Genomic DNA, 11,674 nt, shown 5'->3' on the forward strand with positions numbered 1-11,674 from the left:
GTCCGCCACGCTCCAACGCCGACGCCGCTCGCGCCCGGTGATGATCTCGACCGTCCCGCTGCCCATGACCTTACAGACGACCTTACGCCCGACGTTAAGGCCGCCAGCCTCAACGCACGTCAGCGGCCAGGGAAGGCGATGGAGGCCGGACGCTTACGGTGATGGCGGCGCCAAGTACGACCACGGCCATGACAGCGAACGACCCCAGCGGGGCAGCACGGCGATTGTGAAGGTCAGGAGCAAGGGGGCAGGGATGCCGTAGAGCAGCCGGGGACCAGCCGCCACGAGGGCTCTATCGAACATGGCACGCCTCCGCGGGCATGCGGAGGGGAGAACACAGGGGGCAGACCGAGTGTGAACAGAACCGCCGCTGCATCAGGTACCCGTGGAACACTGAGACGTTCTACGGCACTGAGGAGCAGGTCGTGGCGCAAATGACGAAGCAAGTTGCTGAGCAGGAAGCCGCATAAGAACGAGCCCTACATCGTCAGTAGGCTGGTCGAGGTGAGGGACGGCATCGGGAAAGTTTATCCCGCTAGAAATACGGTGGCGCTGGGCCGCCATCCGGTATCTCAATTACTGATAGGCTTCCACGCTGCCATTTAGTCCATCCCGGAAGGAACGCCCAAGGATTGCGTGCGTACCCGGTGCAGAATCACCCGGAGGGACCTTCATGCCTGACACAGGCGCCGATTGGGAGCAGCGCATCCGCGAGCGCGCCTACTTTCTCTGGCACGCAGAGGGCTGCCCAGAGGGACGGAGCGCTGAATTCTGGGATCGAGCCCGAGCGCTTGAGATGGAGACGGCTCCTCCGACCGACGGTGAGAGCGTCCCTGCTCCGGCAAGGACCAGCATCAGACCGCTCGACAGACAGCATGAGAGCGGTGCGAGGCGCGACCATGGCGGAAGCCAGGGCCTCCCCTTCCGAGCAGGGCCGCCGACACCTCCATCCGGCGAAGGTCTCGCTGCGCGACGCGCTGCACGGCGGCCCTGGCCCCTACTAACGCTAGCGGTCTTTGCCGTGGGTGCAATCTGGCTGATGCGCAGCTTCGGCACAGATGGGCGCGGGCGTGTTTGATCAGGACGGCGATGTGCCGGATCACTTTTCCCAAGGGCGTGGTAGCGGACAGTCGGTAGTTTTCCGCTTGATACGGAAAGGAGCCAGACCAGCACGGCCGCGGGCGTTCAGCCGGAACTTGTCACCGGGTCGCCAGAGCCCAGTTGCGGCGGCGGTGAAGTGTACTCAGGTGCGGGATGCGAGTGGCACCGACTGATGCCTAGGAGAGTACGACGATGTTGATGGTCAGCGACAACCCGGCGATGCACCGCTTCGAGATGATGAGCGGCGACGCGGTAGCGTTTGTAGAATATCAGCGTGTCGGAGGCCACATCATACTGACACATACGGAAGTGCCGGAGGCGATGTCGGGGCAGGGGGTCGGGTCCAAATTGGTGGCCGGTGTGCTGGACAAAATGCCGGTGTGCTGGACAAAATAAGGTCCGAGGGCGCGAAGGTAGTTGCGCAATGCGAGTTCGTAGCGGCGTTCATGGAGCGGTATCCAGGGTACCAAAGTCTCGCAGCCGACAAATGAAGGCGCAACGTGACACGCGCTACTCAGCGCGCTCCGATACGCCGGAGCACCTTCGGGCGTAGTACTGGCCGGAAATTGCTTGCGCACCCCCTATCGGCCGTCGTAGTTGGCGCGCCGTGGGCGGAGACGGTCATGCAAACAAAAACAGAAGCGCCTGAGGGCATGCTGCGAGTAGCCGTCCGAGCCATGCGAGAAGGAGGTCGTGGTCTCTCTCAGGTGTTGAACGAGCTTCCGGCAGCGATTTACGTCACCAACGCGGAAGGCGTGATCACCCACTACAATCAGACCTGCATTTCCTTTGCCGGACGCAAGCCGCGTGTCGGCAGTGATAGCTGGTGCGTGACGTGGAAACTCTACACGGAGGAGGGGGAGTACCTTCCGCACGATCAGTGCCCCATGGCGGTAGCAGTCCGCGAAAGGCGAGCGATACGTGGAGCCCGTGCTATGGCCGAACGCCCGGACGGCAGGTACGTCAACTTCCAGCCCTATCCGACGCCCCTGTTCGATGATGCTGGCAAGCTCGTCGCCGCGATCAACCTGCTGGCGGAGGTGCCCAGCTTGAGGCAGGCGCACACCCTTCGGGCGCAAGCTGCGAAGTGTCGCCGTTTGGTGAACCTTTGGCCCGACCGTAAGGGCGTCGTGATCTCCATGGCCGCGGAATACGACAGGAAGGCGCTTGCAATCGAGCAGCGGCACTGACCGGCACTGAGCGCGCGGTTCAACACCCAGACGGTCGTCTTGCACCCGTGCCACCAGACGCGTCACGGCCCCTGTAAAGGCTGATCGGACTGTCTTGCTGCCGTCGCTCCCTGTTGACGAGCAGTCGGCAAGGGCTTCACCGCGTGGTCGATTGATCCACCACTGTTGCACTGCCGTGGACGATCCGGACTTCTGCCAGACAGCGCCGTCCAAGCAGCCTCGTCAGCGGCCCCAACAAGCCATTTGACCGGCTCACCCAAGGCGTCTCCATTCGGTGGGATTTTGCAACTTGCCCGGTGGACCCTCTGTGCCGGTGCTCCACGATGGGTAATGAGATCAACTGTGATGGTGAGTACGGAATCGACGACGATCTGAGTTCGGTAGAGCGCGCCGCTCTCGCCGACCGGCGCTATGCACACCATCCAGGGTGCCCCATCACCCGGGGTAGACCGTCCGATTTCCAGCCATGCGAGGTTGATGGGTGGCGAGTGTTCCGTGGACATGCTGCTTCGCGCGGCGCCTATGTTGCAGTGCAGCAAGCATGGAGATCGGCACCGAGATGGTCACGACTGTTCTGCTCGGTCTGACCTCACAATACATTTCAGATCATAGGTGGCCTCGCGCGGCTGAGGGAGGACGATCGCCGCACTCAACCCTACCCGGGACCGCCGCCCCAATCGCTTCATTGTGGGACAGCTTGTAAAGCACACCGACCTCCTCCCTCTGGCGTCCACGCTGCCGTTGGTGTCAGCGCAGCTTTGTACAATCCGAACCGCCGTTATCGCCTCCTGCCACGCTGCGCGGCGCCTAATCGCGTGGTAGAAACATTCTTTGCGCGAATGAACTCGCATGTTTTTCGCCCGTTCAGGTGCGGCGTGCACGAGAATCCGCATCACGCGAGTGCGGGACTGGGCTCCCAAACGCGAGGGGGACATCGGATGGATGTGCTGGTCGTAGAGGACGAACCGCTTGTCCGCGAGGTGGTTACGCACATGCTGCGGGAGGCTGGGTTCCGAATAGCCGAAGCTGCTACCGCTGATGCCGCACTGGCTTTGGCCGAGGGAGCCGCCGCCGCGAACGGACCACCGCCCGTGGTCGTGACCGGTCTCCACCTCGGCTCCGGCCCAGATGGCTTGGCTCTGGGGAGAGAGGTGCTACGGCGTTGGCCCGAGGTCGGCATGGTCTATATCACCTGCCATCCCGAGGCGCTGGATGGACGCCTTCTCGGCCCACGCGAGCACTACATCGTTAAGCCCATCGCACCGGAGACGCTGCTTCATGCTGTGCGGCGTCTCATGCCTGCCTGGGCGCCGGGCTGGACGCCATCTTGGGCGGGGCTGGGGCACGCAGTAGCCGTTGCCCTCGGCGCCGCGGTCACCCCGAGAGGGCCGTAGCAGGTCGCCGGGCCGCCGGTCTCAGCCCTTCGCCACATCCGCAAGCGCTCACTGCACGGCGGCGGATAGCCCGGCTTGGGCGTGGAGAATACAGCGGGCGCTGATCTCGACCCGCGAGGCAGGCGGCAACGCCGATTCAGCGCCAACATCCAGATATTCGCTTGTCAGCAAATGGCAGGAACCAAATTCACGCCCGCCCATTACCCGCCAACCGCAGGATGAAATAGCCCGCAGTGGCGCCGCAGGCCCCGGAAGGAGCGTTCCTCATGGATATAGCGACGCCGACCATCCCGCCGCCGAGACCCGACGACCTGAGCAGCGCTCTCCGGCGAAACATCCAAGCACTTGAAGATCGCCGCAAGCGGGAGGCTGCCGCTGCTCCGATGGAAGCGCGGGTCGCCGAGGCGATCACCCGCTTCACTGGCAGCATGCGGTTCGTCTACCTGCACCTTGCGCTCTATGGTGCCTGGATCGCGGTCAACCTCGGCATTGTGCCCGGCGTGCCCAAGTTCGATCCGTCCTTCGTCATCCTGGCGATGGCAGCGTCCGTCGAGGCGATCTTTCTGTCCACCTTTGTGCTGATTAGTCAGAACCGCATGGCGGCGGCAGCGGACAAGCGGGCCGACCTCGACCTGCACGTCAGCCTGCTCACCGAGCACGAACTGACCAAGCTAGTGGAACTCGTCACCGCCATGGCGGAGCGGGCTGGGGTGCGGGCGGACGCCGATCCCGAGATCGAAGAAATTAAGAAGGACGTAGCCCCGGAAGCGGTACTCGACGAGATCGAGACAAAGCAAGTCTCCGAGTAGGCGCGTGCTCATCGGCCGTTCAGTATCCGGGCTATGAACGCCTTTCCGTGTCGCCCCTCTCGCGCGCTCTCCGGTGGGTCATCCCGCGCCTCCAATGGATCAGTATGGGCGATAGTAGGGGCGGGGCCTGTAGTAGTGCGGCGATCTATAACCGTACGGACGGCCGTAGTAGCCCGGCCCTGCGGATGCTACGACGCAGCCGCCCAGGGCAAGGCCCGACCCGGCCAGCAGTAACACGGCGGTAAAGCGCCGCACGATCGGCCCCGTGCACGAGGGCTTGACCCGGGACATCCAAGTCACCGTCGTTCCTCCTCCGGCGGCTGCCCTGTCACCAGCCACGCTGGAAGCCCGGGGCATAGCCAAATCGCTGCTCGCGCCGCGCGTGCCGCCACGCCCGGCGGTGCTCGCGCTCTCGCTCAATCTGCCACGCCTCGCGCCGTGCGGCCTCGGCGATCCGGGCTTCGTCCCGCTGCTCGCGCCGCTCGCGCCAATGACGGCGGTGCCCCCAGTTGTTATCGGCCCGGTACGGAGCCGCACCCCAGTACTGGACAGTGTGCACCATCTCGGACGGCGACACCGGGACGGTGGTCGGAGCCGCGGAGCCGTTGGCCGGGGTGAAGGCAATCAGGCCCAGCGCGATGGCAGCCATCAGCGACATCGTGGTCTTACGCACGAAAACCTCCTGCGGGTGCTTCTCAGCATCGTTGGGTAGGGCAGGGACGTGTCGGCGTTCTGGCGGGACCGGGGCATCATCGTAGCACCGGCAATGTTCGACTGACCGGTCCTCGCACCTGCGCCAAGCTGGCCGTTGTACAAGGCGTGCCGCGCGAATCGAGTCTTGCCGTCGAACCGCCTTCTACGCGTCATGCCTTGGTCCCAGTTGGCCCGTACCCGCCCGCACGACGGAGCCGCAGCACTGCGGCCGCAGGCACCGGAGGGACCCGGGACGATGACGAATTCACAAACGATCGACTCGCTGCGCGCAACTGCCGCGTCGGCCCGCCTGCGGCACAAGGCCGAGCGCCGGGCTGCCCTGTTGGCGGTTCAGGCCGCCCTGCGGCGCTACGCTGGGACCTTCAAAGAAGCACCTGCGGAGTTCGCCGCGCGGGTGCTGCTCGAAATCGACACCGCGCTTCCGCAAGTCGGCCCGGAGCCGCAAGACCCTGGTCCCACGCGGGAGACCTCCCGGATGCTAGGCAGGGCCACAGCGGACCTTTGCCTTCTCCTCGACGACTGACAGACCCACGGCCGAGGGCATGCAGCGACGGCCGCTCACCCAACTACAGGAGTGGTGCTGGAAGCGCCGCGCGACGCAATTCCGCCCCGCCCCGGATCAAGGCGACGCATTACCGCAGTCGCGGGCTTGTCCTTGGTGAGCGCGGTAGGGCGAGAACGAAGAAGCAGCGCGTGCCGAACGGCTGCTTGCGTGGTCCGGCGACCGTCATAATGGCGATGCCGAGTTGCGCGCCAGCCAAACGCTCAAGCAGGCTCGACAAGCTTCCAGTACGAGTCCTTCCGCACCACCTTGCCGCCGCGGAACTCGAAGAAGTCGCAGCCGCGCACCTCGATTAGCTGGCCGGTAGCCGCCACAGTACCGCGAAGCGTCCACTTCGAGATACCCGTGTCGCCCGCCACGTAATGTGCGTCGTCTCCGTAGTGCACGTCCGGCATGCCGTCGAACCGCGACCGGAGCGCCGTCCGAGCGGCAGGTATGCCTTCGTGGCGGCTGCCCCACGGGTCCGGCCCGCGCGGCATCTCCAACACGCAGTCCTCTGCGAAGTAGGCCATCACGGCATCCACGTCGTGGCTGTTGAAGGCGTCGAGGATCGCCTTCAACAGGTCCAGTGTCGGCGTTGTCGTCGCAGCCATCCTCTCCTCTCCACCGGTTCCAAGCGCAATAATGCACCGACGCAGGCAACAAAGCTGAATCGGTCGGTAGCTCCCAAATGGCAACCGTTCCCGATGAGCCATTATGGGCAGGTTGAGATCGCAGCCGTCCCCGACTCGACCGGCGACATCTGAGCGCAGATCGCGGCCTCAGGCGCCTGGGTAACCCTTGGTCTCGGGTCCCGCTGCATGTCCGGCGCGACTGTGTGATGCGGGGCTAAACCTTCGCGCAATGCTCGTGAGGTACGTTCCTCCGATCCGCTCTCGGAGGCGAACATGCCCTACACTCCACCCCGGACGAGCACGACCTTGATCGCCTGCATGCTTCCGGGCCTTGTCATGGTTCTGGTGCTCGCGGCCCTGATCCAGCCCGCCCTCTGGGCCGCGATCGGCGTGGTAGGGACCGCCACTGCGGGTGTCTGGGTGGCAACCCTGCGGCGTCGCTCGAACAAACACTCCTGACCCCCGTGCGGCAGGCACCCGAGCCTGAGGTATCGGCGGGGCGGAGAATGCCAGGGCAGGCACACCAGTTTGGCGATGCTGCTCGGGAGCGCCGAGTAGGCATGACGACGACCGGAATGGCGCGCACTGGTGGATGCCGCTACGAAGCACCGATCCAGCGGGTACCGAATTATCGACTGGACGGTCTCGCTTGACCTCGCACCCACCAACTGGACCGTGGGGTGGATCGACTGGCCACAGCCATCCACGTCTGGCTCAGGCATTGCTAAGGCCAGCCCGGATGACGCCCCTCATCGGCACCGCGCCTAGAAGCTCGCCGAGACGGAGTTCAGGCTGGAAGCCGACTTCAACATCTGGAAAGTCGGCGTAGCATTCGTCCGCGGATGGCGTGATTTCGACATCGACGTACAAGCTGAACGGCTCGGCCAACGCCCATTTACCGAGCCTTCTTACGCGCCGCGATGCCTGCCTCGATGAGGGCGCGCGCCCGTTCGGGGCCGCCGCGGCCCACAGGCGTGAATCGACGCCCGCTCAGGGCGTTGTAGTGACCGAAGAACGCTTCAATCTCGTCCAGCAGACCCGGCCGCAAATCTTCGAGACGGTGGACATGGGCGTGCGTGCGGGCCTTGGTGGCGACCGCGAGGAGGCGGTCATTGCGTTCAATCTTGCCGTCCGGCTCCCGCTGCTCCGCCTCGATCACGCCAAGCGGCCGTGCTGAAAGCAGGCAGCCTACAGGGAGCGGCACGTCGAGGAGGACGAGAACGTCGAGCGGGTCGCCGTCCTCCCCAAGCGTAGAAGGGACAAAGCCGAAGTCGTGGGGGAACAGGTTACCCTCTGGCATCACCGCCTTGAAACGGAACGCGCCGAACTCCTCGTCGTAGGCGTACTTGTTGTGGCTGCCCTTGGGCGTTTCGATAACGACGTTGAGGTCGCCGTCCGGGTCGAATGCTGGGATTTCGGTGAGGAGTTTCATCGGAGGTTCCATTGTGCGCGAAGCCGCGGCGGACCGGGCAACGCTTAGGAACCGGAGCCGGTTCGGCGCGTGGGGCGGGGCTATTCGGCCGCACCATCCAGCCGGACTCGCTGTGCCTCGCCACTTCGCCGCCGACCATCACATGGGCGCTCGTCTGAGGTCGTCGGGTGGTCCAACAAGTGCCGCATCACGCCGGACAGGATGAAGTCCGCGATCACCGAGGTCGGCACCTCCGCGCTGATCGGCGCGACGGGCAGGGCCACCCTCCGGAGTTCGGCCGGGCGCGCCACGGAGTACGGGGACGGTGCCGCGGTCCACTTCGGTCAGGTCACTGTCAGCCCGGACCGCTCCGTAGCCCCTCCATGCGCCGGATCAGCGCTTCCGCCTCAGCCAGCGACAGCGGCGTCCTCGTAGCGACCGCGATCGGGATCACCTCGGCCAGCATCAACCCGGGTGAGGGCGTATCGGGCGACAGCACCATGATCTGCCAGAAGCGCAGCGCGGCAAGCATCGTCTGGTGTTGGTCCGTCCTCGACTATGAGGCCACTGCGACTGGCATGGGCTCCGCATAGTCGAAGGAGGCTCCCAAGTCGTAGTACATCGGGATTCCGCTGCTGATCACTACATCCATCGCGGTAGGCCGTCGGGATCAATGGTGCCGATGACCTCGTACAGCCGAGATCGAATATCTGAAATGTTCAGGCGACCTTTTGCGCAATGGCATCACGGAAACGCCACCTTCAAACCATCACAGCCATGGCGGAGGATCATCCCGATCGGGCGTACCGATGTCGTGCACGCGGGTGATCCGTTGGGGGTTCCACCAGCGCCCTTGCGCATCTTGATATCGCTCTGTCGGCCACGCGGACGGCGTAGAGGGCCGCGTAGGTTTGGGTGTGGGTGGTGGTGACGGTGCGGCTTCTCGCCGTGCTTCACGGCGTTCCTGGCGGCCACTGCGCGGCCGATAGGCCAGTGGGGTGACATCAGCACCGATGGCATGCAGGTGCAGCAGTTCGCTGCGCCATCCCTTGGGTGGCTTCCATGGCACACCCCATGCGGCCAACTGCTTCTCCGTCCAGCCCGGTCCGGCAGCAAGGACTTCCTCAGGTGAAGGAGCGGGACGTGGTGCCAGTTCGACCGGCATGTCATCCGGTGGTTCATCGCTCATGTCCGTCCCTCTCTGTCTCGCGCTCGAACGCTTCGCGCTCGACCGCGGGCTGCTACCTGATCTCTCTCGCTGTCGCTCGCTCCGATCAGGCGCAGCGAGGTGAAGAACAAACTCCTCAAGCCATGCTGAGATTCATGCGCTCGATCATCTGTTCACTCACCTCTTTCAGTTGTGGTGCCTTCTAATCCCCCCTGAACACCACGTAAAAAAATACGCAGTGTTCAAGGGAGATGATCACCTCTAACGAGCAGGGTGTACGACTAGAGCCGTAGCGGTGTTACCCGCGCTGGGGGTTGCCCTGTCCAAACATGTAAGCTCCGTATCATTGGACCAGCCGCCTACGGGTGCTCATCGGGGTTGTGGCAGGGTGTAATCGTTATGCGCGATCCCTTTCACCCCGCCGCCTTGCTGAGCCAGCGCTGTAGTGTCCTAAACAACGGTTAGCATCTCTCACGAGATGCAGCACATCAGGTAGGCTGTCGTACGACCCCTGATGCTGTGGGTCCTGAAAATAGCAACAGGTATCCCACATCTTTTGGTGCCTTGCACGGTCTGCTCGTCCGTCTCCGGCTACCGGCTGATCGCGGAGGGGCGGGCCGAAGGGAGGGTGGCTGCGCTACCGACCGGCGGTTTGATCCGTCCTGCGTCTCTCTCGGCGGGCCACCGAACTCGCTCTGCCCTGCGCACTATCTGTAGTCTCTACCTACTATTTAGCTTAACGGTCGGTTGAATGTCCAGCTTCCTGTGTTGCATTTCATGCTGCGGCAGTTGCAAACTTGCGAGGTATAACCACGATGTTGATAGAGCTAGGGCAATCCAGCATCACCGACAGCACCATCAGCATGGAGGCGATGCGCACCCTCTATCGCATCGCCGCCTCAACGACGCCCGCATGGGGGTTGCCCAGGCCGAGGGTGTCCGTCGTCGATGCTCCGAGACAGGCGAGGCGTTATCCTGGCGGAGGCTCTGGCTCATCCGAGTTGGAGGTTATGCAGCCTGCTGCTGATGCAGCAAGCGACGTTGTTGGTGGTCTGTCGCTTGATACGCGCACGTTCAGACAGGATCGCCTGACCGCGGCCGCAGTAGCCAGCGCGACCGCTGGGTAGAGCAATCGGCCGGGAAAGAGGGCCATCAAAGGGTCGGCCGCCGCGGTGGGATTTTCCAGCATCAGGGCCGCTTGGTCGAGGTGATTCAGCATCAGCGCAGGCGTGACGAGAGCGAACCAATCGACTCGGATCGCGCGGCGACCGAAGTGGCTCATGTCGGCGACCAGTGCATCGGGATCGAACGGCTTTCCCAAGACCGGCGCCGCCCCGTGCACGCCCCGTTCGCCATCCTCGCCATGACCGGTCGCAAAGAGGAACGGCACGCCGAGCGCGGCCAACTGGTCGGCAATTGGCGCGACCGCCATCCGAGGCGGTGGGCAAATGCCCTGCGGCACCTTCGCCTCGCCGAGATCAATTGAACTCCACCTCGGCCAGCGCGAACGGCCCGCTGTTTGTCGGGAATCTGGCATGATGATCCGGCCGAGGGTGAAGGGCAGATGAGGGTGTACTTGGCCCATGACGGGAAGCTCCGCATCCGGATAGGGCACGAGACCCTTGGCTCGGAGTCGCTCGGTCCGTGGTATGGCGGGACCGGTGCCATCCGTCTGCGGCAAGTGGCCGATACGTGGTTCTGGGCCTACCAACTTGACGACCATGGCTACCGTGGAACCTCGATCCTGTCGCCGTCGGAGTTCTGGCGCGTGCAGCAATGCGTCCCTTCGGCGCGGATCGTCGATGTCCGTGGCAACAACCTTGGCGTGAGGGTATCGGAGGCCGAACTTGCGACACTCCGAGGGAGGGCCGTCCCACTGACCACACGCGTGACGGTCCTCGGTAGAGGGGTCGTGGCGATGTTTGGTGATTTCGAGATAGCGCCCCTGGCCACGTCGGCGCTCGGTCTGTTCCACCTCGGCGGGAACCGCTTTAACGGCTTCCGCGTGGGCTCTCGCTAAACCGGCCTAGACGAGGAGGACATGCAGAGCATCGTCCCGCACATCCCCTCGGCCCGGCTCCTGCGGGAGGGGGCGAGTGCAGTCGTCGAGGTAGGTGACGCCGAGCTTACGATGCTGCTTGGGACCGCCCGGGAGGCACGATGACTGTCGGGATCGCACTTACACTGGTAGGTGCCGTCACAAAGTCTCGCTCACTTGAGCGCCGGTTCGGCAACTGGACAGTCTCGCTCGACCTCCGGCCAACCAACTGGACAGCCGGGCTCTGGATCGACGCCGGACCTGTCGTCCAGTTTTGGCTCGGCCCGGTCGGGCTCGGGGTCGCCAAGGTTAAACCGGACGACGGCCGCTGCTGGGACTGCGCCTGTACGTTGGCCCGGGTCACAGTGGGCCGCACCGAGTTCCGATTGGAGGTGGACGCCAACATCTGGCAGGTCGGCGCGGCGTTCGCCCGCGGCTGGCGGGACTTCGGCCTGTACCTCGGTCCGGCGTTGAACGTGCAAGTCGAGCACAATGTAGGATGGCGAGACCCACGTCCCAACCCACTGCTTCGACTGCTCGTGCCGATGCAGGCGCCTCGGTGGTCCATTTTATTGATCCGGCCTGGGCGGTCTTGAAGGCGAGTAGGATCCGTCCAGGTTGGGGGCATGAAGCATGTGGACATGCGCAAGCTGCCGGCGGCGGCGCAAGAGGA

General features: G+C 64.2%; 16 protein-coding genes. 9 read left to right on the forward strand and 7 right to left on the reverse strand.

Annotated elements, in window-relative coordinates; all coding sequences use genetic code 11:
• The first annotated feature begins 673 nt into the window (after positions 1 to 673).
• From E2C06_RS33000 to E2C06_RS33020, 6 genes are all read left to right on the forward strand, one after another.
• The gene (locus E2C06_RS33000) at positions 674 to 1,078 is read left to right on the forward strand and encodes a DUF2934 domain-containing protein (protein WP_133292808.1); all 405 of its coding nucleotides are present in this window, start codon (positions 674 to 676) and stop codon (positions 1,076 to 1,078) included.
• Positions 1,079 to 1,293: 215 nt separating this feature from the next.
• Entirely contained in the window at positions 1,294 to 1,497 is a 204-nt protein-coding gene (locus E2C06_RS33005) for a GNAT family N-acetyltransferase (protein WP_241671587.1), read from the forward strand.
• The gene (locus E2C06_RS41175; protein ID WP_408869918.1) at positions 1,482 to 1,592 is read left to right on the forward strand and encodes a GNAT family N-acetyltransferase; all 111 of its coding nucleotides are present in this window, start codon (positions 1,482 to 1,484) and stop codon (positions 1,590 to 1,592) included. Before E2C06_RS33005 ends, E2C06_RS41175 begins: the two co-directional genes overlap by 16 nt.
• Before the next feature lie 132 nt (positions 1,593 to 1,724).
• On the forward strand, positions 1,725 to 2,291 hold the full coding sequence (locus tag E2C06_RS33010) for a PAS domain-containing protein (protein ID WP_133292809.1): 567 nt from the start codon (positions 1,725 to 1,727) through the stop codon (positions 2,289 to 2,291).
• A 938-nt stretch (positions 2,292 to 3,229) separates the two neighbouring features.
• Complete coding sequence (locus E2C06_RS40970) at positions 3,230 to 3,685, forward strand: response regulator (protein WP_165982826.1); 456 nt, start codon at positions 3,230 to 3,232, stop codon at positions 3,683 to 3,685.
• A gap of 266 nt (positions 3,686 to 3,951) precedes the next feature.
• Complete coding sequence (locus E2C06_RS33020; protein ID WP_133292811.1) at positions 3,952 to 4,494, forward strand: DUF1003 domain-containing protein; 543 nt, start codon at positions 3,952 to 3,954, stop codon at positions 4,492 to 4,494.
• 328 nt (positions 4,495 to 4,822) lie between these two features.
• Here the strand turns inward: E2C06_RS33020 and E2C06_RS33030 are convergent, their stop codons facing one another.
• Positions 4,823 to 5,167 carry a hypothetical protein gene (locus E2C06_RS33030; protein ID WP_133292813.1) on the reverse strand — a complete coding sequence of 115 codons (345 nt, stop codon included), beginning with the start codon at positions 5,165 to 5,167 and terminating at the stop codon, positions 4,823 to 4,825.
• Between the two features lie 276 nt (positions 5,168 to 5,443).
• On the opposite strand from E2C06_RS33030, the gene E2C06_RS33035 reads away from it, so the two are divergent.
• Complete coding sequence (locus E2C06_RS33035) at positions 5,444 to 5,731, forward strand: hypothetical protein (RefSeq protein ID WP_133292814.1); 288 nt, start codon at positions 5,444 to 5,446, stop codon at positions 5,729 to 5,731.
• Positions 5,732 to 5,973: 242 nt separating this feature from the next.
• On the opposite strand, the gene E2C06_RS33040 is transcribed toward E2C06_RS33035, so the two are convergent.
• The 6 genes from E2C06_RS33040 to E2C06_RS33055 form a co-directional block, all read right to left on the reverse strand.
• Complete coding sequence (locus E2C06_RS33040) at positions 5,974 to 6,363, reverse strand: nuclear transport factor 2 family protein (protein ID WP_133292815.1); 390 nt, start codon at positions 6,361 to 6,363, stop codon at positions 5,974 to 5,976.
• Between the two features lie 735 nt (positions 6,364 to 7,098).
• On the reverse strand, positions 7,099 to 7,272 hold the full coding sequence (locus E2C06_RS38135; RefSeq protein ID WP_165982827.1) for a hypothetical protein: 174 nt from the start codon (positions 7,270 to 7,272) through the stop codon (positions 7,099 to 7,101).
• Between the two features lie 7 nt (positions 7,273 to 7,279).
• Positions 7,280 to 7,816 (reverse strand): inorganic diphosphatase, encoded by a 537-nt coding sequence (locus tag E2C06_RS33045; RefSeq protein WP_206664807.1) that lies wholly within the window; start codon positions 7,814 to 7,816, stop codon positions 7,280 to 7,282.
• A 334-nt stretch (positions 7,817 to 8,150) separates the two neighbouring features.
• The gene (locus E2C06_RS38140; RefSeq protein ID WP_165982828.1) at positions 8,151 to 8,327 is read right to left on the reverse strand and encodes a hypothetical protein; all 177 of its coding nucleotides are present in this window, start codon (positions 8,325 to 8,327) and stop codon (positions 8,151 to 8,153) included.
• Between the two features lie 237 nt (positions 8,328 to 8,564).
• Positions 8,565 to 8,984 carry a hypothetical protein gene (locus tag E2C06_RS33050; RefSeq protein ID WP_133292817.1) on the reverse strand — a complete coding sequence of 140 codons (420 nt, stop codon included), beginning with the start codon at positions 8,982 to 8,984 and terminating at the stop codon, positions 8,565 to 8,567.
• Between the two features lie 949 nt (positions 8,985 to 9,933).
• Positions 9,934 to 10,548: a KUP/HAK/KT family potassium transporter gene (locus tag E2C06_RS33055; RefSeq protein WP_206664808.1), complete on the reverse strand. Its 615-nt coding sequence runs from the start codon at positions 10,546 to 10,548 to the stop codon at positions 9,934 to 9,936.
• Here E2C06_RS33055 and E2C06_RS38970 point away from each other — a divergent pair.
• Together E2C06_RS38970 and E2C06_RS33060 are read left to right on the forward strand one after the other, a co-directional pair.
• The gene (locus tag E2C06_RS38970) at positions 10,540 to 10,983 is read left to right on the forward strand and encodes a hypothetical protein (RefSeq protein ID WP_206664809.1); all 444 of its coding nucleotides are present in this window, start codon (positions 10,540 to 10,542) and stop codon (positions 10,981 to 10,983) included. The two genes, E2C06_RS33055 and E2C06_RS38970, sit on opposite strands and share 9 nt — an antisense overlap.
• A gap of 140 nt (positions 10,984 to 11,123) precedes the next feature.
• Entirely contained in the window at positions 11,124 to 11,597 is a 474-nt protein-coding gene (locus tag E2C06_RS33060) for a hypothetical protein (RefSeq protein ID WP_133292819.1), read from the forward strand.
• The last annotated feature ends 77 nt before the right edge of the window (positions 11,598 to 11,674 follow it).

The organism is Dankookia rubra, from assembly GCF_004355005.1.
Lineage (GTDB): Bacteria > Pseudomonadota > Alphaproteobacteria > Acetobacterales > Acetobacteraceae > Paracraurococcus > Paracraurococcus ruber_A.

Excerpts from the sequence above, each read along its gene's own strand:
- E2C06_RS33035 (WP_133292814.1), top strand. The coding sequence starts at position 5,444 with ATGACGAATTCACAAACGATCGACTCGCTGCGCGCAACTGCCGCGTCG.
- E2C06_RS33060 (WP_133292819.1), top strand. The coding sequence starts at position 11,124 with ATGACTGTCGGGATCGCACTTACACTGGTAGGTGCCGTCACAAAGTCT.
- E2C06_RS33010 (WP_133292809.1), top strand. The coding sequence starts at position 1,725 with ATGCAAACAAAAACAGAAGCGCCTGAGGGCATGCTGCGAGTAGCCGTC.
- E2C06_RS38140 (WP_165982828.1), bottom strand. The coding sequence starts at position 8,327 with ATGCTTGCCGCGCTGCGCTTCTGGCAGATCATGGTGCTGTCGCCCGAT.
- E2C06_RS33000 (WP_133292808.1), top strand. The coding sequence starts at position 674 with ATGCCTGACACAGGCGCCGATTGGGAGCAGCGCATCCGCGAGCGCGCC.
- E2C06_RS33040 (WP_133292815.1), bottom strand. The coding sequence starts at position 6,363 with ATGGCTGCGACGACAACGCCGACACTGGACCTGTTGAAGGCGATCCTC.
- E2C06_RS33045 (WP_206664807.1), bottom strand. The coding sequence starts at position 7,816 with ATGAAACTCCTCACCGAAATCCCAGCATTCGACCCGGACGGCGACCTC.
- E2C06_RS40970 (WP_165982826.1), top strand. The coding sequence starts at position 3,230 with ATGGATGTGCTGGTCGTAGAGGACGAACCGCTTGTCCGCGAGGTGGTT.
- E2C06_RS33020 (WP_133292811.1), top strand. The coding sequence starts at position 3,952 with ATGGATATAGCGACGCCGACCATCCCGCCGCCGAGACCCGACGACCTG.
- E2C06_RS33055 (WP_206664808.1), bottom strand. The coding sequence starts at position 10,548 with ATGGGCCAAGTACACCCTCATCTGCCCTTCACCCTCGGCCGGATCATC.
- E2C06_RS33050 (WP_133292817.1), bottom strand. The coding sequence starts at position 8,984 with ATGAGCGATGAACCACCGGATGACATGCCGGTCGAACTGGCACCACGT.
- E2C06_RS33005 (WP_241671587.1), top strand. The coding sequence starts at position 1,294 with ATGTTGATGGTCAGCGACAACCCGGCGATGCACCGCTTCGAGATGATG.